General features: G+C 49.0%; 15 protein-coding genes, 2 tRNA genes and 3 rRNA genes. 12 read left to right on the forward strand and 8 right to left on the reverse strand.

Going from position 1 to position 26,756, the window contains the following annotated elements:
• Window positions 1-11 precede the first annotated feature (11 nt).
• From ACWA5Z_RS03840 to rrf, 7 genes are all read left to right on the forward strand, one after another.
• Window positions 12-833, forward strand: a complete 822-nt coding sequence (locus ACWA5Z_RS03840; RefSeq protein WP_431054281.1) for a DUF5718 family protein — start codon at window positions 12-14, stop codon at window positions 831-833.
• Between the two features lie 174 nt (window positions 834-1,007).
• A complete protein-coding gene (locus tag ACWA5Z_RS03845) occupies window positions 1,008-1,832 on the forward strand; it encodes a DNA ligase (RefSeq protein ID WP_431054282.1) in 825 nt (274 codons plus the stop codon).
• A gap of 309 nt (window positions 1,833-2,141) precedes the next feature.
• A 16S ribosomal RNA gene (locus tag ACWA5Z_RS03850) occupies window positions 2,142-3,680 on the forward strand.
• 76 nt (window positions 3,681-3,756) lie between these two features.
• A tRNA-Ile gene (locus tag ACWA5Z_RS03855) sits at window positions 3,757-3,833 on the forward strand.
• A 135-nt stretch (window positions 3,834-3,968) separates the two neighbouring features.
• A tRNA-Ala gene (locus tag ACWA5Z_RS03860) sits at window positions 3,969-4,044 on the forward strand.
• A gap of 421 nt (window positions 4,045-4,465) precedes the next feature.
• A 23S ribosomal RNA gene (locus ACWA5Z_RS03865) occupies window positions 4,466-7,754 on the forward strand.
• Window positions 7,755-7,968: 214 nt separating this feature from the next.
• Window positions 7,969-8,084, forward strand: a 5S ribosomal RNA gene (gene rrf / locus ACWA5Z_RS03870).
• The 16S, 23S and 5S rRNA genes sit together here with 2 tRNA genes alongside, the layout of an rRNA operon.
• A 283-nt stretch (window positions 8,085-8,367) precedes the next feature.
• Here the strand turns inward: rrf and malM are convergent.
• From malM to malK, 3 genes are all read right to left on the reverse strand, one after another.
• Window positions 8,368-9,222 carry a maltose operon protein MalM gene (gene malM, locus ACWA5Z_RS03875; RefSeq protein ID WP_431054004.1) on the reverse strand — a complete coding sequence of 285 codons (855 nt, stop codon included), beginning with the start codon at window positions 9,220-9,222 and terminating at the stop codon, window positions 8,368-8,370.
• Window positions 9,223-9,306: 84 nt separating this feature from the next.
• Entirely contained in the window at window positions 9,307-10,575 is a 1,269-nt protein-coding gene (locus tag ACWA5Z_RS03880; RefSeq protein ID WP_431054005.1) for a maltoporin, read from the reverse strand.
• A gap of 161 nt (window positions 10,576-10,736) precedes the next feature.
• Window positions 10,737-11,855, reverse strand: a complete 1,119-nt coding sequence (gene malK / locus ACWA5Z_RS03885; RefSeq protein ID WP_431054006.1) for a maltose/maltodextrin ABC transporter ATP-binding protein MalK — start codon at window positions 11,853-11,855, stop codon at window positions 10,737-10,739.
• Between the two features lie 395 nt (window positions 11,856-12,250).
• Here malK and malE point away from each other — a divergent pair, with 395 nt between their 5' ends.
• The 3 genes from malE (at window position 12,251) to malG (ending at window position 15,986) form a co-directional block, all read left to right on the forward strand.
• A complete protein-coding gene (gene malE / locus ACWA5Z_RS03890; RefSeq protein ID WP_431054007.1) occupies window positions 12,251-13,438 on the forward strand; it encodes a maltose/maltodextrin ABC transporter substrate-binding protein MalE in 1,188 nt (395 codons plus the stop codon).
• Between the two features lie 81 nt (window positions 13,439-13,519).
• Entirely contained in the window at window positions 13,520-15,085 is a 1,566-nt protein-coding gene (gene malF, locus ACWA5Z_RS03895) for a maltose ABC transporter permease MalF (protein ID WP_431054008.1), read from the forward strand.
• 10 nt (window positions 15,086-15,095) lie between these two features.
• Window positions 15,096-15,986 carry a maltose ABC transporter permease MalG gene (gene malG, locus ACWA5Z_RS03900; protein WP_431054009.1) on the forward strand — a complete coding sequence of 297 codons (891 nt, stop codon included), beginning with the start codon at window positions 15,096-15,098 and terminating at the stop codon, window positions 15,984-15,986.
• A gap of 59 nt (window positions 15,987-16,045) precedes the next feature.
• Here the strand turns inward: malG and malT are convergent, their stop codons facing one another.
• On the reverse strand, window positions 16,046-18,751 hold the full coding sequence (gene malT / locus ACWA5Z_RS03905; protein ID WP_431054010.1) for an HTH-type transcriptional regulator MalT: 2,706 nt from the start codon (window positions 18,749-18,751) through the stop codon (window positions 16,046-16,048).
• 192 nt (window positions 18,752-18,943) lie between these two features.
• Here malT and malP point away from each other — a divergent pair, with 192 nt between their 5' ends.
• Together malP and malQ are read left to right on the forward strand one after the other, a co-directional pair.
• Window positions 18,944-21,346, forward strand: coding sequence for a maltodextrin phosphorylase (gene malP / locus ACWA5Z_RS03910; RefSeq protein ID WP_431054011.1), 2,403 nt, complete (start codon window positions 18,944-18,946; stop codon window positions 21,344-21,346).
• A 10-nt stretch (window positions 21,347-21,356) separates the two neighbouring features.
• Window positions 21,357-23,453 carry a 4-alpha-glucanotransferase gene (gene malQ, locus ACWA5Z_RS03915; protein ID WP_431054012.1) on the forward strand — a complete coding sequence of 699 codons (2,097 nt, stop codon included), beginning with the start codon at window positions 21,357-21,359 and terminating at the stop codon, window positions 23,451-23,453.
• Window positions 23,454-23,514: 61 nt separating this feature from the next.
• Here the strand turns inward: malQ and ACWA5Z_RS03920 are convergent, their stop codons facing one another.
• From ACWA5Z_RS03920 to ACWA5Z_RS03935, 4 genes are all read right to left on the reverse strand, one after another.
• Window positions 23,515-24,270, reverse strand: a complete 756-nt coding sequence (locus ACWA5Z_RS03920; protein ID WP_431054013.1) for a DeoR/GlpR family DNA-binding transcription regulator — start codon at window positions 24,268-24,270, stop codon at window positions 23,515-23,517.
• Window positions 24,271-24,364: 94 nt separating this feature from the next.
• A complete protein-coding gene (locus ACWA5Z_RS03925; protein WP_431054014.1) occupies window positions 24,365-25,051 on the reverse strand; it encodes an SDR family NAD(P)-dependent oxidoreductase in 687 nt (228 codons plus the stop codon).
• A 4-nt stretch (window positions 25,052-25,055) separates the two neighbouring features.
• Entirely contained in the window at window positions 25,056-25,523 is a 468-nt protein-coding gene (locus tag ACWA5Z_RS03930; RefSeq protein ID WP_431054015.1) for a YhcH/YjgK/YiaL family protein, read from the reverse strand.
• Between the two features lie 25 nt (window positions 25,524-25,548).
• Window positions 25,549-26,721 carry a sialidase family protein gene (locus tag ACWA5Z_RS03935; RefSeq protein ID WP_431054016.1) on the reverse strand — a complete coding sequence of 391 codons (1,173 nt, stop codon included), beginning with the start codon at window positions 26,719-26,721 and terminating at the stop codon, window positions 25,549-25,551.
• Window positions 26,722-26,756: the final 35 nt, after the last annotated feature.

A 26,756-nucleotide genomic window follows, 5' to 3' on the forward strand; every position in this document is an offset into this window, starting at 1 on the left:
AGGGGAAAATGATGGCATTTCAACAAGCAATCGGTTTTGGCGTGGCGGGCAATTTTGCCGGACATTTGGAACAAGCGGGCGAGGCAGCGGATTTTAAACAGGTCGAGGTGCAGGAAGCGCATCAACCGAAAGCGATTTTTCCGTTTTATGTACCGCACTTTGACGGTTTTTTATCGGTTTATCCGCTGTCGTCCGATACATTGCGCTTTCCGCGAGATGCGGATAACCTGCAAATCGAGCCGGAAGTGGCGATTATTTGTGATATTCAATATGATCAACATCATCAAGTGACCGCACTTTTACCGAAAGCGTTTGGCGCATATAACGATTGTTCAATCCGCCGCCCGAATGCTCATAAAATCGCCGACAAGAAAAATTGGGGCGCGCAAACCAAAGGTTTAGCGTCAACTTTGATCCCACTGGATGGCTTCGAGGCTGGTTGTAATTTGGATCGCTATCGTATCGCCTGTTTTCATCAGCGTGGCGAACAATTCAATATTTACGGCGTGGACAGCCCGACAGTCGGTTACAGTTATTTCCATCAAAAATTACTCAATTGGACTGTCGATCGCATGAACAACCAGCCGGATCAAGGGCCAATGCACCATATCGCCGGCTTGCTGGAAAAAGCCGATTATCCGCAACAGGCGGTGATTAGCATTGGTGCGACCCGTTATACCGAATTCGGCGAAACCCATTTTTTGCAGCCGGGCGATGTCAGCATGGTGGTGGTGTATAACGCCGACTGCCATACCTCAAACGAGATTATCGCAATGGCGAAAACCCGACAATTCAGCGGTGATTTGTCGGCGTTAGTGCAAACCGTGATTTGATTTTATTCTTTACTTTACGCCAAGTGCGGTCAGACGATGATTTGACCGCGCTTGTTCTTTTTGCGATCCGGATTCCAATTATTTTCATAACCCCGTTCTTTTTCTTGTCCGTTACGTTAGCCTGACCGCACTTTGATTCATTTGTTCGAGAGGTGAACGATGTGGCGTGTAGGTATGATTGCTCTATTGGCATGGCTGGGCGCGATAACCGGCGCGGCGGCAAGCAGCAAGCCGAATTTAATGCTATTGGAAGTCTATCAAGGGCAAGCGTTAGACGGTTGGATGATGAGCGAAAAATTGGACGGCGTGCGTGGTTTTTGGGACGGCAAACAACTGTTGAGCCGCAACGGTAATCCGCTAAATCCGCCGGATTATTTTGTCCAACATTTTCCACCGTTTGCGATCGACGGCGAACTGTTTTCCCAGCGTGGTGAGTTTGAAATGATTTCCTCGATTGTGCGCAGTGCCGACGATCGCGGTTGGCACAAATTGAAGTTGTATGTGTTTGATGTACCCAATGCAGACGGGGATCTCAACGCGCGTTTGCAAACCTTGGCGGATTATTTGCAACAAAATCCAAGCGCGCATATTGAAATCATTCGACAAATTCCGATTAAGAATAAGCAACATGCGGAAGATTTTCTAGCCGAAGTCGAGGCGTTGGGCGGCGAGGGTATTGTGGTGCGTAATCCGTTTATTGCGTATCAGCAACAGCGCAGTTCACAGATTTTGAAATTTAAAACCACGCAAGATGAAGAGTGCGAAGTGGTGGCGCATCATCAAGGCAAAGGGCAGTTTGCACAGGTGTTGGGCGCGCTCAGTTGCCGCAATCAGCGTGGCGTTTTTCGAATTGGCTCGGGGTTTAATCTGCAACAGCGGCAAAATCCGCCGCCGATCGGCAGCGTGATAACTTATCAATATCGCGGCTTAACCAAAAACGGCAAACCACGCTTTGCTACTTTTTTACGAATTAGAAGTGATATTTCGCTGACAAAATAATCCAAAGTGCGGTTTTTCGTTTAAAAAAGCGCCGCTTGGAAATTTTTTGCAAAAAAGTGAGAAAAAGCCCTTGCAAAGCATTATGGAATGTCTATAATGCGCACCTCACAACGACGCAGCTGTTTGAAGCCGGCGATTGTGACTGTTCTTTAACAATATATCAGACAATCTGTGTGGGCACTTGTGCAAGGCATTGGTAATTTAAAGATTTAAAAAACTAAAGTCTTAATGAGTGCTGATAGTAAATTCATAATTGAAACTTTTGTGGTTTCAACATTATAGTCAGAGATTCGTTGAGCGATTGAACTTGAATTGAAGAGTTTGATCATGGCTCAGATTGAACGCTGGCGGCAGGCTTAACACATGCAAGTCGAGCGGTAACGGGGGGTAGCTTGCTACTTTGCCGACGAGCGGCGGACGGGTGAGTAATGCTTGGGAATCTGGCTTATGGAGGGGGATAACTACGGGAAACTGTAGCTAATACCGCGTAATGTCTTAGGACTAAAGGGTGGGACTTTCGGGCCACCCGCCATAAGATGAGCCCAAGTGAGATTAGGTAGTTGGTGAGGTAAAGGCTCACCAAGCCGTCGATCTCTAACTGGTCTGAGAGGATGACCAGTCACACTGGGACTGAGACACGGCCCAGACTCCTACGGGAGGCAGCAGTGGGGAATATTGCGCAATGGGGGGAACCCTGACGCAGCCATGCCGCGTGAATGAAGAAGGCCTTCGGGTTGTAAAGTTCTTTCGGTGATGAGGAAGGTGTTTTGTTTAATAGACAGAGCAATTGACGTTAGTCACAGAAGAAGCACCGGCTAACTCCGTGCCAGCAGCCGCGGTAATACGGAGGGTGCGAGCGTTAATCGGAATAACTGGGCGTAAAGGGCACGCAGGCGGATAGATAAGTGAGATGTGAAATCCCCGAGCTTAACTTGGGAACAGCATTTCATACTGTTTATCTAGAGTTTTGTAGAGAGGGGTAGAATTCCACGTGTAGCGGTGAAATGCGTAGAGATGTGGAGGAATACCGGAGGCGAAGGCGGCCCCTTGGACAAAGACTGACGCTCATGTGCGAAAGCGTGGGGAGCAAACAGGATTAGATACCCTGGTAGTCCACGCTGTAAACGATGTCGATTTGGGGGTTGCCTGTATGGGTGGCTCTCGAAGCTAACGCGTTAAATCGACCGCCTGGGGAGTACGGCCGCAAGGTTAAAACTCAAATGAATTGACGGGGGCCCGCACAAGCGGTGGAGCATGTGGTTTAATTCGATGCAACGCGAAGAACCTTACCTACTCTTGACATCCTAAGAAGAGCTCAGAGATGAGCTTGTGCCTTCGGGAACTTAGAGACAGGTGCTGCATGGCTGTCGTCAGCTCGTGTTGTGAAATGTTGGGTTAAGTCCCGCAACGAGCGCAACCCTTATCCTTTGTTGCCAGCATGTAAAGATGGGAACTCAAAGGAGACTGCCGGTGACAAACCGGAGGAAGGTGGGGATGACGTCAAGTCATCATGGCCCTTACGAGTAGGGCTACACACGTGCTACAATGGCGTATACAGAGGGAGGCGAGAGTGCGAGCTTAAGCGAATCTCTTAAAGTGCGTCGTAGTCCGGATTGGAGTCTGCAACTCGACTCCATGAAGTCGGAATCGCTAGTAATCGCAAATCAGAATGTTGCGGTGAATACGTTCCCGGGCCTTGTACACACCGCCCGTCACACCATGGGAGTGGGTTGTACCAGAAGTAGATAGCTTAACCTTAGGGGGGCGTTTACCACGGTATGATTCATGACTGGGGTGAAGTCGTAACAAGGTAACCGTAGGGGAACCTGCGGTTGGATCACCTCCTTATAATATGACTGATGATTTTGTATAGGTGTTCACACAGATTGTTTGATAGAAAAGAAGACAGACCGTATAGAGAGATAGGCTTGTAGCTCAGGTGGTTAGAGCGCACCCCTGATAAGGGTGAGGTCGGTGGTTCAAGTCCACTCAGGCCTACCAATGATTTTATCTTCATCATCTTGAATATCTGCGATGCTCATGTGCTGTTCGCACACTGCGCTTCTCGATTTCAATCTGATTTTGCTAAAACCATTGGCTGAACTATCTAGAACTTGCTAAATACGGGAAAAGAAAGGGGCTATAGCTCAGCTGGGAGAGCGCCTGCTTTGCACGCAGGAGGTCAGCGGTTCGATCCCGCTTAGCTCCACCACGCTTTAACTTGTCACAACGAGGTCAGTAATGACTGAAGTATCGGTGATAAGGGTTTATTGATTAATAGTGAGTTTTCTTAGCCAACGCTTTATGAGGGATTAAAAAACCTAAAGTGCGGTTAAGAGGATTGAGTATTGGTTGAAAAACCGATTTGTTCTTTAAAAATTTGGACACAAGCTAAAAACTGAAGAGAACTCAAGCGTTCGAGAGGACGTAAGAGCTGAGTATTTGAAAATCGAGCAATCGAGAATCGAATTGGGCTTGTTTGGTGAGAAAAGGCACTGAGCAGGTCAGCGTAGGGAAACTTACGCACGAGTCAATGGAAGACGGCTTTGGGAATGGAAAGCGGACTGAACGAAACGGGCACGAAAGTGGTTAGTTGAAATGAAAGTGCGGTCTGAAAATTCTTGAGGTTGTATGGTTAAGTGACTAAGCGTGCAGGGTGGATGCCTAGGCAGTCAGAGGCGAAGAAGGACGTGCTAATCTGCGAAAAGCGTGGAGGAGTTGATAAGAAGCGCTATCACTCCACGATATCCGAATGGGGAAACCCAGTAGATGAAGAATCTACTATTGTTAACTGAATCCATAGGTTAACAAGGCGAACCGGGAGAACTGAAACATCTCAGTACCCCGAGGAAAAGAAATCAATTGAGATTCCGTAAGTAGCGGCGAGCGAACACGGAGAAGCCGTTAGTGATAGTAAGTGAGTTAGGAGAATGAGTTGGGAAGCTCAATCGCAGAGGGTGATAATCCCGTATCCGAAGGCACAGTTACGGTACTAAGCTAACACTAAGTAGGGCGGGACACGAGAAATCCTGTTTGAAGATGGGGGGACCATCCTCCAAGGCTAAATACTCCTGACTGACCGATAGTGAACCAGTACCGTGAGGGAAAGGCGAAAAGAACCCTGGTGAAGGGAGTGAAATAGAACCTGAAACCCTGTACGTACAAGCAGTGGGAGCCTCTTTAATGGGGTGACTGCGTACCTTTTGTATAATGGGTCAGCGACTTATATTGTGTAGCGAGGTTAACCGAATAGGGGAGCCGAAGGGAAACCGAGTCTTAACTGGGCGAAGAGTTGCACGATATAGACCCGAAACCCGGTGATCTAGCCATGGGCAGGTTGAAGGTTGGGTAACACTAACTGGAGGACCGAACCGACTACTGTTGAAAAAGTAGCGGATGACTTGTGGCTGGGGGTGAAAGGCCAATCAAACCGGGAGATAGCTGGTTCTCCCCGAAATCTATTTAGGTAGAGCCTTAGACGAATACCTTCGGGGGTAGAGCACTGTTTCGGCTAGGGGGTCATCCCGACTTACCAACCCGATGCAAACTGCGAATACCGAAGAGTAATATCTAGGAGACACACGGCGGGTGCTAACGTTCGTCGTGAAGAGGGAAACAACCCAGACCGCCAGCTAAGGTCCCAAAGTCTATGTTAAGTGGGAAACGAAGTGGGAAGGCTTAGACAGCTAGGATGTTGGCTTAGAAGCAGCCATCATTTAAAGAAAGCGTAATAGCTCACTAGTCGAGTCGGCCTGCGCGGAAGATGTAACGGGGCTAAAACATAGCACCGAAGCTGCGGCATTCAGATGACAGATTTCAGATGTCAGGAGACAGTATGGCAATCAAGTTTGAAGATTTGAAGGTGTTTCAACGCGCTTATAAAGTGTCGTTGGAAATTCATCAAGCGAGCTTGGATTTTCCTAAGATAGAGCAATATGCGTTAGGAGACCAAGTTAGACGGGCAAGCAAAAGCATTTGTGCAAATTTAGCCGAAGGTTTTGCAAGGCAACGTACTAAAGCGGATTTAAATCGATTTCTTAGCATGGCAATAGGCAGTGCTGATGAAATGCGAGTTTGGTTAAGATACTGTTATGACTTGAAATATGTAGATGAACAAGATTGGCAAAGATGGCGTAATGAATACGAAGAAATTGCGAAGATGTTACAAGGTTTTGGTAAAACACCGAAACCTGACGTCTGAAATCTGTCATCTGATTGGGTAGGGGAGCGTTGTGTAAGCGGAAGAAGGTGGCTCGAGAGGGCTGCTGGACGTATCACAAGTGCGAATGCTGACATAAGTAACGATAAAGGGGGTGAAAAACCCCCTCGCCGGAAGACCAAGGGTTCCTGTCCAACGTTAATCGGGGCAGGGTGAGTCGGCCCCTAAGGCGAGGCTGAAGAGCGTAGTCGATGGGAAACGGGTTAATATTCCCGTACTTGTGATAAGAGCGATGTGGGGACGGAGCAGGTTAGGTTATCCGGGTGACGGAAGTCCCGGTCCAAGCGTGTAGGATGGATGATTAGGCAAATCCGGTCATCTAAATCAGAGGCGTGACGGGGAGACTCCACGGAGTCGAAGTAACCGATACCACACTTCCAGGAAAAGCCGCTAAGCTTATCTTATCATAAACCGTACTGAAAACCGACACAGGTGGTCAGGTAGAGAATACTCAGGCGCTTGAGAGAACTCGGGTGAAGGAACTAGGCAAAATAGCACCGTAACTTCGGGAGAAGGTGCGCTGACGGTAATTGAAGTCCTTAACGGATGGAGGTGAAGTCAGTCGAAGTGACCAGCTGGCTGCAACTGTTTATTAAAAACACAGCACTCTGCAAACACGAAAGTGGACGTATAGGGTGTGACGCCTGCCCGGTGCTGGAAGGTTAATTGATGATGTGAGAGCATTTGATCGAAGCCCCAGTAAACGGCGGCCGTAACTATAACGGTCCTAAGGTAGCGAAATTCCTTGTCGGGTAAGTTCCGACCTGCACGAATGGCGTAATGATGGCCAGGCTGTCTCCACCCGAGACTCAGTGAAATTGAAATCGCCGTGAAGATGCGGTGTACCCGCGGCTAGACGGAAAGACCCCGTGAACCTTTACTATAGCTTGACACTGAACATTGAATTTTGATGTGTAGGATAGGTGGGAGACAGAGAAGTATTAACGCCAGTTAATATGGAGTCGTTGTTGAAATACCACCCTTTAAGGTTTGATGTTCTAACACAGACTGCGGCACGCGGTCGTGGACAGTGTCTGGTGGGTAGTTTGACTGGGGCGGTCTCCTCCCAAAGCGTAACGGAGGAGTACGAAGGTTTGCTAATCACGGTCGGACATCGTGAGGTTAGTACAATGGTATAAGCAAGCTTGACTGCGAGACGGACATGTCGAGCAGGTGCGAAAGCAGGTCATAGTGATCCGGTGGTTCTGAATGGAAGGGCCATCGCTCAACGGATAAAAGGTACTCCGGGGATAACAGGCTGATACCGCCCAAGAGTTCATATCGACGGCGGTGTTTGGCACCTCGATGTCGGCTCATCACATCCTGGGGCTGAAGTAGGTCCCAAGGGTATGGCTGTTCGCCATTTAAAGTGGTACGCGAGCTGGGTTTAGAACGTCGTGAGACAGTTCGGTCCCTATCTGCCGTGGGCGTTGGAAAATTGAAAGGGGCTGCTCCTAGTACGAGAGGACCGGAGTGGACGCACCGCTGGTGTTCCCGTTGTTTCGCCAGAAGCATTGCGGGGTAGCTATGTGCGGAAGAGATAAGTGCTGAAAGCATCTAAGCACGAAACTTGCCTTGAGATGAGTTTTCCCAGTCTATAAGACTGTAAGGGTTGTTTAAGACGAAGACGTAGATAGGCGGGGTGTGTAAGTGTAGTGATACATTGAGCTAACCCGTACTAATTGCCCGAGAGGCTTAACCATACAACGCTCAAGGGTTTTACCCAAAAGCCGAGAGAAAGTTGTAAGAAAAGACAAGAGACGAAAGAGCGAAGTAAGAAGCTCGAGTAGGGCTCGAGGAGTTTGAATCAGATTAGCTTGTGACCGAATAGGAATAACAGCGAAAGAAACGCTGAAAGAATAAAAAATAGAGAACAAAACAAAGTAAGAAGAAGCAAAAACAATCAAGCCGAATTATTCCGGCGGCGATAGTGCGGTAGCACCACCTGATTCCATGCCGAACTCAGAAGTGAAATGCCGTAACGCCGATGGTAGTGTGGGGTCTCCCCATGTGAGAGTAGGACACCGCCGGATATTATATTAGAGAAGCAGAGCCCCTTGTAGCGATACAAGGGGTTTTTGTTTTGGGCGAAAAAAATCCTAAGACAAGAAAGCTAAGCAATACGAAGAAATACCCGTGCGGTTTGCAGTGAAGTTCAATGAGAAAAGTATGGCAACAGGCTGGATTTTGGTAATAATCAGCCTGAAAGTGCGGTCAAGCGCTCTTTGAAGAAAGATAGGTTCGTTATTTATATTTTTTACAGATATAAAAAACCACCTCGAATTGAGGTGGAAAGGGAAAGTAAAAAGGCAGGTCTTACTTCTTAGAAATATTATCAATAAAAGTTTTGCGCGGAGAGGATAATCCCAGCTTTTCGGCTTCATTCACCAGATTCATTGCTCTGTCAATATCGTTTTGTTTTAAGGCATTGCGAATGGCCGTATTGAAATAGCGCTCGGTTTCTTTTTCTACCGGCTTAGTTAATGTTGTGCCAGCAGCTTTGGCGGTGTTACCGATAGTTTGCGGCGTTGTAGACTTATCTTTGAAAGACGGCATTTGCATACCGATAAATTGCGCACTTTGTTTGCCGTCGACACGGATTTGAATTTTACCGTTACGGCTGTGTTGCGCCCGTAAATCGTCAATTGCCGGCGGCTGGTTGCCTCTGGCTTTGGCGTAAAGTTTTGCCGGGTGGGGAATCGAAGTACTGCCTTGCAAATCGTCAGCTGCGGTATAAACCAGCAGATAAATATAATCCTGATTCGGCGTCGGGGTTAGGTTGAGTTCGGTACTCAAGCGATTTGCTTGCAAACCGCTCTCGTGCTGCAATTTAAACACGGATGAAGGGTAAGTTGCGGCTAAATTGTAATTGGCATCTAACACCGCAACTGTCGGGACGAACAGCGCTTGATTGTCGATGGCGAAACTACTGATGGTAATATTTAACGTGCCTTGATTTGCCGGCAGGCGGTAAGCGGCAATCGGGCTGTGGATCGCCGCGATTGGTTGCTCATTTTCCGATAAAGTGGTGTCGGTTTGCTGTGATAAGCCGATATCTTGCCATGGCAGTTGGGCGGCTGTCTGCGCGTTGATATTCAATTGCGCGGCGTAACCAAAGGAAGCGCAAATCAGCCCAAGCGCCAGCAGTATCGATTTAATTGGCTTTTTCATATTAACCTCATAAAAACAAAAGTAAAAAGACCGCACTTTATCGTGGTTGCTTGTCGAGCCGCGTGACAAAGTGCGGTTTGGCGATTACCACCAAGCTTCGAATTGCACGCCATATACCAATTCATGATCGCTGGCTTTCCCGTATTTGCTCGGGTTTGTGGTTCGATCGCCGAATTTGTCATTCCAATCTGCGTAAGTGGCGAAGACCCGGATTGCCGGACGCGCCCAAATGCTGTCGCCGGCTTGCCATTGTTGGGCCAAGGTGACTTTTTTCAGATCGTTCTTTTTGCCGCTGGCTTGATCTTTGACGCGGTCATAACCCAGTTCGACCAAGGTGCTCATGGTATCATTCCATTTATACATCGGGCGAATACCGGCGGAGTACCAGGTATTACCTTGATTATTATCCAGATCGGTTTTTTGATAAATCAAGGCGTACATGGTTTCGACACGATCACTGAGTTTAACCACCCCTTGATTGATCAAGCGCAGCATATGCCCGTTGTTATTCACCGAAGCGCCTTGTGAGTGACCGGTATTCCAAGAGGTCATGGAATCGGTTGCATATTGCACGGTGAATTTGTTAAAACCGCCGAAGAACTCGTTTTGCGTATGTTCGGCGGTCAGCATATAGCCGCGTTTGCTCGCACCGTCGGCAAATTTTACGCCGTCTTTGGTATGGGCATTACCAAAATCGACCCCGAACTCCAATTTACCGTTTTTATTGACATTTAAATCGGCTAAACGGACATCAAAGACATCATTGTAAACGTTCTTATTTTTATTGGTTTCCCACTTTTTGCTGATCTCGTTATATTCCCAAGAATAGGCGCCGGCCGGTTCGGTATTACGCGTCACCGCCAGAGACAATTTCCCGAAGCCCAGATCGATATTTTCCACCCCTGCACCGGGGCCTGAAATATCCCAATAGTAGAAGTCATTCATATGCACATCGTGGCGCTGATAGAAACGTTTACCGGCCCAAAGCGTTGCCCCGGGTAACGAATCGGCAAAGTTTTTAAACTGTACGTTGACTTCGCGCAATGCCGGGCTGGTTGATTCCCAGTCTACCTGTTGATTCACCGAATAGGCGACGTTGGTATCCAAATAGATACTTTTTTCCCCTTGATTGAATAACGCTTGCCCCAATTTGAATTCGGTATAGGTTTCGGCTTCGTTACCCAAACGGTATTTGGCCGGAGCACCGGTGGCTTTAAATGCGCTTTGTTCACCGCCGCCTGCCGTCCAGCCGATACCGGAACGGGCATAGCCGTGGAAATCGACCGCACTTGCTGTACCGGCAAGTAAGGTGCTGCCGATAACAATCGCGAGAAGGGTTTTTTTACTGTTCATAATGTTGGCCTCTTTTATTGGTTAAAATTACTACATTTTTCATTTGCTTATCGTCACCGAAGCGGATAAGCCGGGTTTTACAGACAAAAATATCCCGTCCGAATATTGATAAAATAGTCGGAATATTTAAATTTTTTAATAAAAACAATAGGTTGGTTAAGCTATACGCCTATCTCTCGATGTAGCCGCCGGCAAGCGTTGCCATCTTCTTTAAACAGGTGGCAGCGCTCGGGCACAATGCCGATATCCATCACTTGCCCTTCTTCGGCTAGTACCACATCGTTTTGCCGGTAAACCAGTGTCGGCTGTTTGATTTCGGGAATTTCCAGATGAATTTGGGTCTCATTGCCTAACAGTTCGACCACGGTGACAATGCCTTTTAATTTAACTTCAGCTTGCGCCGCCGGAATCAAGTGTTCGGGACGCACGCCCAACGACAGATTTTCGCCCACTTTCACGCCGTCACCGGCGACCGGAATCCAAAAACGATGGTGATTGGCGTCCGGCAATTCGATTTGCACCCGCGCTTGCTCCACCGCAGTGGTTTTCACCGGCAGAAAATTCATTTTCGGCGAACCGATAAAACCGGCGACAAAGCGGTTGGCCGGATAGTGGTAAAGCTCCAACGGCTTGCCCACTTGTGCGATTCCGCCTGCATTCAACACCACAATTTTATCCGCCAAGGTCATGGCTTCGATTTGATCATGGGTAACATAAATCATCGTGCGGTTGAGTTTTTTGTGTAATTTTGAAATTTCCACCCGCATTTGCACCCGCAATGCGGCATCGAGATTGGAGAGCGGTTCGTCCAACAGAAAAACTTGCGGCTGTGAGACCAATGTCCGCCCGATGGCGACCCGTTGGCGTTGACCGCCGGACAGGGCTTTCGGTTTGCGATCCAACAAATGCGCCAGTTGCAAAATTTCAGCGACTTGGTTAACCCGTTTATTGCGCTCCTCTTTTTTAACACCGGCAAGTTTTAAGCCGAACGACATATTTTCCGCCACGTCCAAGTGCGGATAGAGGGCGTAAGATTGGAACACCATGCCGATTCCGCGTTTTGCCGGCGGCACATCGTTCATCAACGTGTCGCCGATATACAGTTCGCCGGAGGTAATGTCTTCCAAGCCGGCAATCATGCGCAATAAGGTGGATTTACCACAGCCGGAGGGGCCTACGAATACGACGAATTCGCCTTCTTCAATTTCCAAATTAATATCTTTGGAGATATGGATATCGCCATAAGATTTGTATATTTTACGTAAAGAAAGACTCGACATAATTTTCCCCTGTAAGCCTTACGGCGTTTTCACCGCTGTTTATCCCTTGATAACTCAATATGATTAAAATTTTATGGTGGCCAGTATGCAGCGATAATGCAAGAAAAAAATCCTCCTTCGGCCGTTTTTTTAAGGGGGAGATGAAAAATAACGCAAAATCGTAAAATATTTTTTATGCCCCGATATTGTGATCAGGATCTTGTTTATCATGTTATTTTTTGTGATCATTATCGCAAAAACCAGGATTTGTGTGATCAAGATCACCGTTTGCCAGCGCGGGGAGGAGTGTGGGGGATGATGTCATTTTAGCCGTAAAAAGGGCATTATTGGCGACAACTAGGATGTCAAACACAATACTTTTGTTATTACTTAAATTTAAATTAAGGACAGTCGATATGAAAAATAAATTTTTAACACTCACCCTAAGTGCGGTTGCGGCGTTGGTGGTTTCCGGCGGCAGCATGGCAAAACTGGAAGCGGGCAAGCTGGTCATTTGGATCAACGGCGATAAGGGCTATGACGGATTGGCGGAAGTCGGTAAAAAATTTGAAGCGGACACCGGCATTCCGGTGTTGGTCGAACATCCGGATAAATTGGAAGAGAAATATCCGCAAGTGGCGTCGACCGGTGACGGCCCGGATATCGTCTTTTGGGCACACGACCGTTTCGGCGGCTATGCGCAATCCGGCTTGTTGAGCGAATTGCACCCGAGTCAGGAGTTTAAAGACAAATTCGTGTCTTTTGCTTGGGACGCGGAAAGTTACAACGGGAAAATCATCGGCTATCCGGTGGCGATTGAAGCCTTATCATTGATTTATAACAAAGATTTAGTGGCGAAAGCGCCGCAAACCTGGGAAGAGGTCGTCGAGCTGGACGCCAAATTGAAAAAAGAGGGCAAAAATGCAGTCATGTGGAATCTGGCGGAACCGTATTTCACTTGGCCGATTATTGCCGCTGACGGCGGTTATGCATTTAAATACACCAATAACCAATATGATGTGAACGATATCGGTGTCAATAACGAAGGTTCGTTGCGCGGTTTGCAATTTGTTGTCGATATGGTGAAAAATAAGATTATCAATGCCGATACCGATTATGCGATCGCCGAAGCCTCGTTTAATAAAGGGCAAACGGCGTTGACGATTAACGGCCCGTGGTCATGGGGCAACATTGAAAAGAGCGGTATCAATTACGGCGTAGCCGTGTTGCCGACCTTGAATGGTCAGCCGTCCAAACCGTTTGTCGGGGTGTTGAGCGCCGGGATCAACGCCGCCAGCCCGAATCAGGATTTGGCGGTCGAATTTTTAGAAAACTACCTGCTGACCGATGAAGGCTTGGATATGGTCAACAAAGACAAGCCGTTGGGTGCGGTGGCGCTGAAATCTTATCAGCAACAACTGGCAAAAGACAGCCGCATTGCCGCCACCATGCAAAATGCGGAAAACGGCGAAATCATGCCGAATGTACCGCAAATGGCTGCATTCTGGTATGCGGAGCGCAGTGCGATTATCAATGCGGTGAATCAGCGCCAAAGCGTGAAAGAAGCGCTGGATGACGCCGCCGCCCGTATCAAGGCGCAATAATCGGTTTCAACCGCACTTTATCTGCCGTCGGCGAACGCCGTGAGGTAAAAGTGCGGTCTCTTTTTTCGGATAGGCGGTTTTATGCAACAAACGACCACACAATCTCTTTGGTCGCTGACGGATACGTCTGCGGCGGCCAAATACCTTAAATGGGGACTAATCGCCCTGGTACTGCTGCTCGATTTTTATCTGGTTTCGGTGATGTATCTGCAGGGCGAGATCCTGTTTGCCATTCTCACCCTGATTGTGATCAGCTCCGGCATCTATGTTTTCGCCAACCGGAAAACTTACGCTTGGCGCTATGTTTATCCGGGCATTATGGGCATGGGGATTTTCATTCTGTTTCCGCTGGTCTGCACCATTGTGATTGCATTTACCAATTACAGCGGCACCAACCAGCTTGCCTTTGAAAGAGCGGTCAGCGTGCTGTCGCAACAGCGTTATTTTTCAGGCGAGAAATACAATTTCAAGTTGTTCGCACAGCCGGACAACCGGTGGCAAATCGAAGTGACCTCGCCGCAGGGCGCAAGCTACCTGTCCGATGAGTTTGCGTTGGGGGCGGAAACGATCGCGTTAAACGCCGAAAGTGCGGTCAGCGCACAGCCTGCCGTGCCGCTTAAAACCGTGATTGAACATCGTAATGCGTTGCAACAAAGCCGTTTGATTCTGCCGGACGGCAACGAATTGAGCATGAGTTCGCTGCGCCAGTTTGCCCAACAGAGCCAGCGCTATCAGTATAACGACGAAAACGAAGAGCTGGTTAATCTGGAAAACGGCAAGCGTTATAAAGCCAATAACGAGATCGGTTTTTTCCAACGGATTGATACGCAAGGCAATTGGCAAAGCGAAACGCTGGAGCCGGGTTATACCGTCAGCACCGGCTGGGGCAATTTCGTTAAAATTTTTACCGACGACGGCATTCAAAAACCGTTTATCCAGATTTTTATCTGGACGGTGCTGTTTTCGCTGCTGACCGTGTTGTTTACCGTGGTGATCGGCATGGTGCTGGCGTGCGTGGTGCAGTGGGAACCGTTGCGCGGCAAAGGCGTTTACCGTCTGCTGCTGATTTTGCCTTATGCCGTGCCGGCGTTTATCTCCATTTTGATTTTCAAAGGGTTGTTTAACCAAAGTTTCGGCGAAATCAACTTGATTTTAAACCAATTGTTCGGTATCCGTCCGGAGTGGTTCAATAGCCCGACGTTAGCCAAAGTGATGATTATTATCGTCAATACTTGGCTGGGTTATCCGTATATGATGATTTTGTGTATGGGCTTGCTGAAAGCGATTCCGCAAGATTTATACGAAGCGTCGGCAATGGACGGCGCCAGCACTTGGCAAAATTTCAGCAAAATCACCGTACCGTTGCTGATCAAACCGCTGACGCCACTGATGATTGCCTCGTTTGCGTTTAATTTCAATAACTTTGTGTTGATCCAACTGTTGACTAACGGGCGTCCGGATATGATCGGCACGTCCACGCCGGCAGGGCACACCGACTTATTGGTCAGCTACACCTACCGTATCGCCTTTGAAGGCAGCGGCGCACAAGATTTCGGTTTGGCGGCGGCGATCGCGACGATTATCTTCCTGTTGGTCGGCGGGCTGGCACTGCTCAATTTGAAAGCCACCAAGTTAAAACTGGATTAGGAGAAAAAATATGGCAATGGTGCAACCGAAATCAATGCGCTACCGTTTGTGGGCAACCCATCTGTTGTTAATTGGCTTTTTGGCGCTGATCCTGTTTCCGTTATTGATGGTGATCGGTATTTCGCTGCGGCCGGGCAATTTGGCGCTCGGCGATCTGATCCCGCAGCAAATCTCGTGGGAGCATTGGCGCTTGGCGTTAGGCATGGAAGTGATCAATGCCGACGGCTCAATCACCAAGCCGCCGTTTCCGGTGCTGTTGTGGCTGTGGAATTCAATTAAAATCGCCGGAATTAGTGCGATCGGGATTGTGGCGCTGTCCACCACTTGCGCTTACGCTTTCGCCCGCATGAAATTCAAAGGTAAAAAGACCATTTTGCAGGGGATGTTGATTTTCCAAATGTTTCCGGCGGTGCTGTCGCTGGTGGCGCTGTATGCCTTGTTCGACCGCTTGGGAATGTATGTGCCGTTTTTGGGCTTGAACACGCACGGCGGCGTGATTTTCGCCTATCTCGGCGGCATTGCGTTGCATGTGTGGACGATTAAAGGTTATTTCGAAACCATCGACGGTTCGCTGGAAGAAGCCGCCGCACTGGACGGCGCTACGCCGTGGCAGGCATTCCGCTTGGTGTTGCTGCCGCTGTCGGTACCGATTTTGGCGGTGGTGTTTATTCTGTCGTTTATCGCCGCCATCACTGAATTTCCGGTGGCGTCGCTGTTGCTGCGCGATGTCAACAGCTACACGTTGGCGGTCGGCATGCAGCAATATCTCTATCCGCAAAACTACCTGTGGGGCGATTTCGCCGCCGCGGCGGTGCTGTCGGCAATCCCGATCACCGTGGTTTTCCTGCTGGCGCAGCGCTGGCTGGTCGGCGGCTTGACCGCCGGTGGGGTGAAAGGCTAAATTTTATTGCGTTGAGGCAACCGCACTTTTACCGATTACCGGCAAAGTGCGGTTTAGGCTCAATTGGAATACCCCATCAACGTCAACAAACGGCGGGTATATTCAATCGATTCGGCGCGGTTGTTGACGCCGATTTTTTGATACAGGTTGCGGATATGGGTTTTGATGGTGGTCGGGGCGACTTGCAGCTCGCTGGAAATCTGTTCGTTGCTGTAGCCGGAATAGATTAAGCCCAGCACCTGCCACTCCCGTTGGGTCAACGGGCTGATACGCAACAACTCCGGCACTTGCGGATTTTGCAGCAATTTTTCGACGAAGGTTTCGTCAAAATGGGCGAATTTATGCCGGTAGTGCTGGTTGATACTGCGCAGGATAAATTGCGCTTTGTGGGTCAGCAGTTCATCGAGAATATTCAGTTGCAGCAGTTGGCGCAGCTGCTGCGCCATAATTTCGCCCTCGATCACAAAAATACTGATAAAGTTGGTCTGTTTACTGATTTCCAACGCCTCCAACAAACTTTTTTGCGCCTCGACGAATTTGCCTTGCAGAAAACAGACACGGTTATGCAGCACCAGATCTTTGTTTAATTCGCTGATAAAATTATAAGTTCTGGCAGTGCTGATCAGTTTTTCGCTGAGGAGTAACGCGTCGTCGTATTGCTGCAAGATAATGTTGGCACGCACGATATTGCGCCATTGGCGGTGGGAAAAGTGATTGGTGTCCTGCGCCGGTTTGTCGCTTTGCAGCAGCCAAGAGCGGGTTTGCTGCACTTCGTCTTTCATCTGCCAATACAACAATTCCGCTTCGTTATGGTGCGACAGCCAGTCGTTGTGATAATGGTGGGTTTGCAGCAGGCTGCGTTGACGGCGTAAAATCCGTTCGGCGTTGTCCAAATTGCCGCGCGTAATCGAAATTTTCGCCAATAAGGACAGGCACTGCAATTTATCCGCTTCGTCCGCCAACACCTGCAAGCCGGCTTCCGCCATGGTTTCGGCTTTATCCAGCGAATACCACTCCCATAAAATATGCCCTTTCAGACGCAGTAAAAACTCATACATCGGCAGTTTTTGCAGGTGCTGTTTTTTCACTAACAACGTGGCTTTGTCCAAAATATCATAGGCGGTTTGCAGAAAGCCTTGCGCCAGCAGAATCTCCGCCTGCTGCAACAGCGACCATAAAATATGGTGGTACGCCTGATTTTGCTGCGCCAGTTTTTCCGCCTCGCGCATCATTTTCAAGGCTTGGTTCAGCTGCCCGCGACAATGTTGTGCTTCGCCGATCACGGCGGTGGCGACGATATGGGCATACTGCTTTTCTTGCGGCAGGTGCTGTAACGCGGTGGTGGCAAGCTGAAGTGCGGTGTGATCATCGCCGGCGTTAATCGCCACCTGCGCGCGCAGGGCGTCGAACTCCGCCTGCAGCGGCTGGTCGACCGCAATTTGCTGTTGTTGTACCGCGACGGCGAATTTTTTCAGCAAACCGCCGACTTCATGGTGTTTGTGCTGGCTTTGCAGCAGCCAAGCCTTGAGCAGCACCAGACGCGGATAGATCGCCAGCTGTTGCAACTGAACCGCACTTAGGCTCTCCTCCAGTAATTTCAGCTCGCCTTGATGATAGAGTTGCCAGCCGATTTGTTGCAGCATTGCCAACAGCGTATCTTGTTGTTGCAACTGCATGGCGTGATACAGCGCTTCGGTGGAATAACCGATTTCCAGCCAAGCGTCGGCGGCCTGTTGATGTAAACGCTGCAATTCGTTTTGCAGCTCCAGCTCGCGGAAATGCTCTAAAAAAGAGGCGAACAACGGGTGAAAACGCCACCATTGTTCTTGTTGATCGATATTGATCGGATAGACGAACAAGCCCTGTTTCACCAACTGATCCAAGCGTTGGCGGCTGTCGGACAAACCGGTGATTTTTTCGACCAGAAATTCGTTCATCGAGCGCAGCAGCGAACAGCGCAATAAAAACAGGCGGGTGTCGGCAGCGAGATTGCGAAACACCTCGTCGTTTAGGTATTCGCTGATATGGTTGCTGTTGATTTTGGTGATCGATTTTGCCGCTTCGTGCAACGAGGTATTATGCTGGCGGGCGTATAAATTGACTAACTGAAGTGCGGTCGGCCAGCCTTCGACTTGATCGCAAAGCTGGTTAACCTCGTGTTGCGACAGTGATTCCTCACCTCGGTCAAGAAAAAACTGGCGGCTCTCTTCGTGGGTGAACGGCAATTGGGTGATGTCCAACTCCAACAGCAGCTCCTGCACGCGCAGATTGGCGATATTCAGCGGCGGCATGGTGCGTGAAATCAGAATCAGGGTCATATTTTGCGGCTGGTGCTTAATCCAAAATTTTAGCCCTTCGTGAATTTCATTGTTATCAATCAAGTGATAGTCATCAATCACCACAAAAAAGTGCGGTTTGAACTGGTTGCTTTCGACTAATAATCGGCTCAACGCCGCCAAAAAATTGGTTTGCGCCGGATTGGCGGCGGTACTGCCGCTTTCCTGATGGGTCGCCCGTGCCAACGCCGCACGGAAATAGGCGATAAAACGTTCGCTCTCATTGTCGCTTTCGTCCAATGCATACCAACCGATATGCGGTTGGGTTTCCGCCCATTGCGATAACAGCGTGGTTTTGCCGTAACCGGCCGGCGCGTTAATCAGTACTAACGGATAGTGGCAGGCTTTTTCCAAGAGCGTCAGCAAACGGGAGCGGACAACGATATGCTGTAAACGTGACGAATGACTGAGTTTTGACGGAATAAGCATGATTTTTCCTGCAAATATGATAAGAATAGGCTAATGATAAGAGCTATTGGCGAGGCATACAAGCGCTAACCGTTTACGCCCCGATTATCCTCCCATAAAGATTGCAACAAGGAGGAGTAAAAATCATCGGGTTATTGCATAATGGTGCCAAATCATTCGGTTACATTTATTCAAATATCAGGAGACAATTTCATGTCAGCGACACAAACCCTTCCGTTCGACAGTCAGCAATTTGACTTGGCGATTAAAAAACAATGCCGTTATTTAAACGTCGAAAATCCGCAGCAACTCAGCCTGCAACAGTGGTACCAAGCGGTGTCGCAGGCGGTGCTGGATTTATCCTATGCCGACAGCAAGCCGCTGGTGTCGGATCTGCGCCATGTTAATTACCTGTCGATGGAATTTTTAATCGGGCGGCTGAGCGGCAATAATCTGCTGAATTTGGGTTGGTATGAGCAAGTGCGGTCATACCTGAAACAATACCAAATCGAGTTGAGCGATCTGTTGGAAGAGGAACGCGATCCGGCATTGGGCAACGGCGGTTTGGGGCGGTTGGCGGCGTGTTATCTGGATTCGATGGCGGCGATTGGGCAACCGGCGACCGGCTACGGCTTGCATTACCAATACGGCTTATTTAAACAGTCATTCAACGACGGCAAACAAGCGGAAGAGGGCGACGATTGGGCGCGCAATCACTATCCGTGGCAGACTTACAACAGCGGCAAAAGCTGTATGATTGGTTTCGGCGGCAAAAGTGAACGCTTGCAGGGCGATCAATACCAATGGACACCGGCGCTGTTGATTCAGGGCAAAGCCTATGATTTGCCGGTGTTCGGTTATAACAACGGCGTGGTGCAACCGCTGCGCTTGTGGCAGGCAGACAATGAACAGCAGTTCGATCTTGCCGATTTCAACGACGGCAAATTCCTGAAGGCGGAAAAACAGGTGGTGGCTGCCGCCGCCTTGACCAAAGTGTTGTATCCGAACGATAACCATCAAAACGGGCAAAAATTACGTTTAATGCAGCAATATTTCCATTGCGCCTGTTCGGTGGCGGACATTTTGGATCGCCATTTCAGCGCCGGTTACAGCCTGCAACAACTGCCGGAAAAGCAGATTATCCAACTGAACGACACCCACCCGACCCTTGCTATTCCGGAATTAATGCGGCTGTTATTAGATAAATACCAGCTTTCGTGGGACGAGGCGTGGGCGATTTGCAACCGCACTTTTGCCTATACCAACCACACATTGTTGCCGGAAGCATTGGAACAGTGGGATCAGCGCCTGTTTAAACGCCTGCTGCCACGCCATTTCCAAATTGTGGATAAAATCAACGCAATTTTTCAACAACAAGTGATGGCGCAATTCGGCGAAAATGCCGAAATTTGGCAGAAAGTGGCGATTTTGTATGATTATCGCGTCAGAATGGCGAATTTGTGCGTGGTCGCCTGTTTTGCGGTCAACGGCGTGGCGCAAATCCATTCCGATTTAATCGTCAGTGATCTGTTCCCTGAATACCATCAACTGTTCCCGAACAAATTCCGCAACGTCACCAACGGTATCACCCCGCGTCGCTGGATTCGTTTAGCCAACCCGAACTTGGCGAATTTGTTAGACCGCACTTTGGACGGCGACTGGACACGGGATCTGTCTTTGATTAGCGGGGTGGAAAAACAGGTCAACGACAGCGGTTTCCGTGAGGAGTACCGACGAATCAAACAGGGCAACAAGCAGGTTTTGGCGGAGGAGATCGAACGCAGCTTAGGCTTGCGGGTCAATTGCGAGGCGATTTTTGATATTCAAATCAAACGTTTCCATGAATATAAACGCCAGCACCTGAATTTGTTAAACATCATTCACAGCTATCAGCTGTTGAAAGATAACCCGAATATGGACTACACCCCGCGGCTGTTCGTGTTCGCAGGCAAAGCGGCGCCGGGCTACTATTTGGCGAAAAATATTATCCACGCCATCAACAACGTGGCGCAGCTGATCAACAACGACAAAAGCGTGAAAGACAAGCTGCAAGTGGCGTTTTTGCCGGATTACCGTGTCAGTCTGGCGGAAAAAATCATTCCGGCGGCGGACGTGTCCGAGCAGATTTCGATGGCGGGCAAAGAGGCTTCCGGCACGGGCAATATGAAATTGTCACTCAACGGTGCGCTCACCCTCGGCACGCTCGACGGCGCCAATGTGGAGATTGCCGAAATGGTCGGCGAAGAGAATATCTTTATTTTCGGGCATACGGTCGAGAGCGTGCGTGCGCTGTTGCAAGCCGGTTACCACCCGAAAGCGGTGTATAAAACCAATCCGGCGCTGAAAAGAGCGGTCGATTTTCTGACCAAGAAAAACGTATGCGGCGGCGACAAGCAGCAGTTCCGTTTAATGCTCGAAAGCCTGCTCGAACGTGATCCGTTCTTGGTGTTTGCCGATTTTGACAGCTATGTTTCGGCGCAGCAGGAAGTCGGTTTGCGTTATCTCGATCAAGAGGCTTGGCTGACCAGTGCGATTTTGAACACCGCACGGTTGGGGGCGTTCAGTTCGGATCGCTCGATTAGGGATTATCAGCAACGGATTTGGTTAAAGAAATAGGAAGTGCGGTATGACGGATAAAGTAGAACAGGCATTTGCCAACGCCGGTATTCAGCGTTATTTTTTCAATGAACACGGCTTGCGCAGTTATGCGTCAAGTGCGGTAAAAAGCCAGATTTTGGCTGCGTTTGACGGCAAAATTCCGCAAAATATGCCGAAAAACCTGTTGCCGCCGGTGAAGGTGTTTTACCATAACAGCCCGGCTTATTTGCGGCTGAATGTGCATAACGGGCAGCGTTATCACGGCGAATGGCAATTGCAGTTAGAAAACGGCGAATGCGTACAAGGCAAAATCAAACGGAATGCCCTGAATTTGCCGCGCGATTTGCCGCTCGGTTATCATCGATTAAGCTTAAAGTGCGGTCGGCACGCCGCTGCGGCGACGATTATCGTTGCGCCGCGCCAATGCTACCAACCGCCTGAAATCCAAGCCAAGCAAAAGTTGTGGGGCAGTTGCGTGCAGCTTTACACCCTGAAATCGGAAAGCAATTGGGGCGTCGGCGACTTCGGCGATTTACGGCAATTTTTAGCCGAATTCCGGCAAAACGGCGGCGATTTTATCGGCTTGAACCCGATTCACGCCCTGTTCCCGGCAAATCCCGAGGGGGCAAGCCCGTACAGCCCGTCGTCACGCAACTGGTTGAATATTATTTATATCGATGTGGCGAACCTGCCGGAGTTTCAGCAAAGTGCGGCGGCGCAACGCTGGTTTCAATCGGAAGCCGTACAACAGCAATTGACGCAGTTACGCAAGGCGGATTGGATTGATTACAGCGCCGTAATGGCGTTGAAATTGCACGGCTTGCAGCTTGCGTTTGCCCAGTTTGAACAACACACCCCTGAACAACACACCATAAGCGAGCGGCAACAACAGTTCCAAGCCTTTGTGCAACAAGGCGGTGAAAGTTTGCAAGTGCAAGCCACCTTTGACGCGTTGCACGCCGATTTGAGCGCCCGTTTTGCCGAGCAGTGGGGGTGGGATTGTTGGGCGGCGGAATATCAGGATTATCACGCCGCTGCGGTCGCCGATTTCCAACGCGAACATGAAGACGAAGTGCGGTTTTACGCGTGGTTGCAATGGTGTGCCGCCGAACAGCTTGAGGCATGCTATCAATTCTGCCGCCAACAAAACATGCCGATCGGTTTGTATCGTGATTTGGCGGTGGGCGTGACTCCGAACGGCGCGGAAACGTGGCTGGATAAATCGTTGTTCTGTTTAACGGTCTCGATCGGCGCACCGCCGGACATTTTAGGGCCGCAAGGGCAAAATTGGGGCTTGGCGCCGATGAATCCGCATGTGTTGCAACAGCAGGCGTACCGCCCGTTTATCGAGATGATCCGCGCCAATATGCAAAGCTGCGGTGCGCTACGCATTGATCACATCATGTGCCTGTTGCGGCTGTGGTGGGTGAAGCGTGGCGACAGCGCCAAAAACGGCGCTTATGTGGCGTATCCGGTGGACGACTTGATTGCGATTTTGGCGTTGGAAAGCCAACGACAACAATGCATGATTATCGGTGAAGATTTGGGGACAGTGCCGAAAGCGATTATCAGCAAGCTGAAAAACGCCGCTATTTTTTCCTATAAAATTTTCTATTTTGAATTTGATCAAAAAGGGCAGAGCCGTGCGTTGGCGGAGTATCCGTATCAGGCGATGACCACCTTGAGCACCCACGATCTGCCGACCGTCAACGGTTACTGGCGCGGTCACGATTTTGAGTTGGGGCAGCAGTATGACGTCTATCCCGATCCGAAAATCTTGGCAATTTTACAACGGGATCGAGTCAATGCCAAAGCCAAGATTTTACAGCGTCTGCGTGAAGCCGAGATTGCCATTCCCGAGGGGGTGGACGAGAGTTTGCACTCCGCCTGCCCGTTGGCGTTCAACCACGAGTTGCAACGCTATGTGGCGGCGGTCAACAGCGCCCTGTTCGGCTTGCAGCCGGAAGACTGGCTCGGCATGACCGAACCGGTCAATATCCCCGGCACCAGCACCCAATACCCGAACTGGCGCAGACGCTTGAACCGCACTTTAGATCAAATTTTTGCGGATCCGCAAGTGCGGCAGTTGTTGCGGGATGTGGCGGAGATACGGAAGGAGCGCTAACAAAATAAGCTATTCCCCGATGAATAAATTTACATCGGGGATTGGGGTAAAATAAACCAATTTAGACCATCACTAAATTGAAGTTTCGCTGTTGCATTTCTTGCTGTTGTACCGCACTTAGCGCGCTGTCGGTAACGATATCGGTGAGTTCGTTTAAATGTGTCGCACAAAAGAAAGAATATTTTCCGTATTTACTGCTGTCGGCGACCAGCACTTTGCGCTTTGCGTTCTGTACCAAGCATTTTTTCAAAAACGCTTTTTCCTCGGTGGGGGCGGTAATGCCTTTTTCCATGCTCCAGGAATTACAGCTGACAAAAGCGAGATCCGGATAAATTTTTTGTAAGCTTTCTTGACCATAGTTGCCGATACAGGATTGGCTGCTGTTATCCACTCTGCCGCCGGTGACGATAATTTCGATTTGCTTGTATTCCGATAACAGCAGGGCAATGTGTAAGTCGGTGGTGACCACCCGCAACGGCATATGGGCGATTTTCTTGGCGATACACAGGGTTGTGGTGCCGGCATCCAGCACGATAGAGTCGCCGGGAGAAATCAGCGACATAGCATATTCGGCAATTCTTTCTTTTTCCAAAATTTGTTTGGCGAGTTTTTCGTTAGTTGTTGGTTGGAAAGGAATGAATTGATTCAGGCTCACGCCACCGTGAGTACGGAGAATAGTCCCTTCTTCACTGAGTTTAATCAGATCGCGACGAATCGTCGCCGGGGAAGAATCTGTGACTTTGACCAATTGCTCGACAGTCGCAATATTATGATTTTTAAGAAATAATATTATTTTTTCCGCTCTTTCTTTTGGCATAATACATTCCTGAATGTTGATTTATAAGGTAAAGATTTATTGTTATAACATTCTAACACCAATGTGTTAGATACAAGATAAAATAATCAACATTTTATAATGATGCTCCGCCACAGATCATTAACTCTTGCCCGGTAATTGCCGCCGCGGACGGTGAAAGAAGATAGTCGACATAATCCGCAACTTCAGAAGGCATAATATAACGACCTATCGGGGGAAGTTTTGGTGCGGAACTTTGGCGATTCGGCTGCTTTAACATTGGGGTATCCGTCGCTCCCGGAGCAATAACATTAACCGTGATACCTTTTGGCGCGAGTTCGGCGGCCCAGCTTCTCGCCATTGCCACTAACGCCGCTTTGGTTGCGGTATATTGTGAGCGGCCCGCCATCCCCTTCGATGTCCGACTGCCAATCAGTACAATTCTGCCGCCTCGGGGTAATTTAGGAAGCAAGGTATTCGCCAATATTTCAGCAACATGGACATGCAGCTGCCATAATTGTCGGCTACGTTCTTCATCCAGTTGACCCAGACCAGCGGCTGTCATGCTGCCGGCGGCATGGATGACGGCATCTACATGTGCAATACCCTGTAAATAGCGTTTTAATGCCGCCGTGTCGTTTAAGTCGATACTCTGAAACAGAAATTCGGCAGGGTAATTTTCACTTGGCGGACGCCGGCTTAACCCGGTGACTCGCCAACCGTTTTGTAGCAGAGACGCCAGAATCGCTTTACCGATTCCGGAGCTGACGCCGGTAACAACCGCATGTTTTTTAGTATGCATTGCGCTACCCCAGCATTTTTGCAGGAATTTTAAATACGGCTTTCCTGACCTTGCCCGGTTGGTTCACCATACAGAGCGCCTGATGGGCTTCACCCGGCAAAAATACCGCAAAATCTCCGGCCGTCAAATGGATCGCTTGTGTTAGTTTTGGCTGCGTAAGAATAAAGAAATCGGGCTTTTTTTCCTCTTTTTCTTCGGCTAAGCAGTCGAGCAGGGAATAGTGAATAATTTCCTCGCCTTGCAACACAATTTGTATATCGGCATAGCGTTGATGTAATTCGGTATGCCGTGATTCTCTTGGGCTGGTTTCAGAGACATTGATAGTATAAAACCATTCTGCACCATCAGGTTGGTATCTGCCGTCGGGTTTGGCGGATAATGCATTTAAAGATAGCCCGGGATTCGCCAATAACGTGGTTAAAATGCCGGGTAGCCCGGCACTGTGTAATGAATTCAGGTTGCCACCGATCATAATAGATTCTCCTGATAAATACGCGCTAGAGCGTATTTATCCGTACGTATTTGATTGCTTGCCGGAAATAGGTATAGCTAATATGCAAAACACCGTCTTTACCTTGGATAATACTCGGATAGGAAAATTCCCGATTGAGTTTTTCCTGTGAGTTGTTGGTCATGCAATAGCCGTCGCCTTCGTCCAGATTTCTGACAATAATCCAGTTTTCGCCGTTATCTTTTGAAATAGCCAACGTCATCGGCGCACGCGGCGCACCCCAGAAAGCGGCTTTCCCTTGCGGGGAAACCGCACTTTGCCCGGTGTTTTCGGTTAATCCGTCATCTTCGTCTTCAATTTCATCATACAGTGAAAGACGTCTTTCCGAAGCATTTAATGCACTGGAATTATTAAAAACCAATGCGAGATCGCCGTTTTTTAATGTGGTTGCCTGAATAGACGAATTATTATTGGGAAGTGCGGTCGGCTCCGGCGATGACCAGCTATTACCGCCGTCGGATGAGATACTTTTATAGATATAATCTGCCCAACGGCTACGGAACAGAGCGATTAATGAGCCGTTTTTTAACGGCGTGATATTCATATGCACGCAGCCTACACTGTCCGGCACCAGTACATCGCGCCAGGTTTTTCCTTTATCAGAGGAAATTTTTACCGCACTATAGTCATTATTGCCAACCCATTTTTCTCCAGGCTGAGTGACGCAGTAGAAAACCGGCAGAAGCCAATCACCATTTACCAGCACGGTGATTGGCTGACGAATAAATGTGCCGGGTTTATCCAATAAAACCGCAATCTCGCCCCAGGTTTCACCGAAATCAGTCGATTGGCGATAACGGACTATGGCGGTATCCTGATTGCCCGATTTTTGGGCCGTCCATAGTAACCATAATACATTATCCGGATCGAGAAAGAGGAGCGGATTTTGCTCTGATCTTGATGTATCATTGGATAATTGTTGCGGTTTTGTCCATTGTTGGCTGTTTTTCGGTAAGCGGGAAAGAAAGATAGAAATATCCGCAATCCCCTCTTGCGTGCCGCCAAACCATGTACACAGCAAATCGCCATTTGGCAACTCAAATAAATTCGAAGCATGGTTTTGCGGACATTGCACCGGGATTATGGCGGTAGCGACATCGGGATTGCTACCGTATTCAATCAGTCCATTGGCAACGACGGTTTCTGTTGTTTGGTTCATATTCATTATTCCTTTACGCTTTTGCTACAAATAAA

It is taken from the genome of Testudinibacter sp. P80/BLE/0925 (assembly GCF_053570785.1).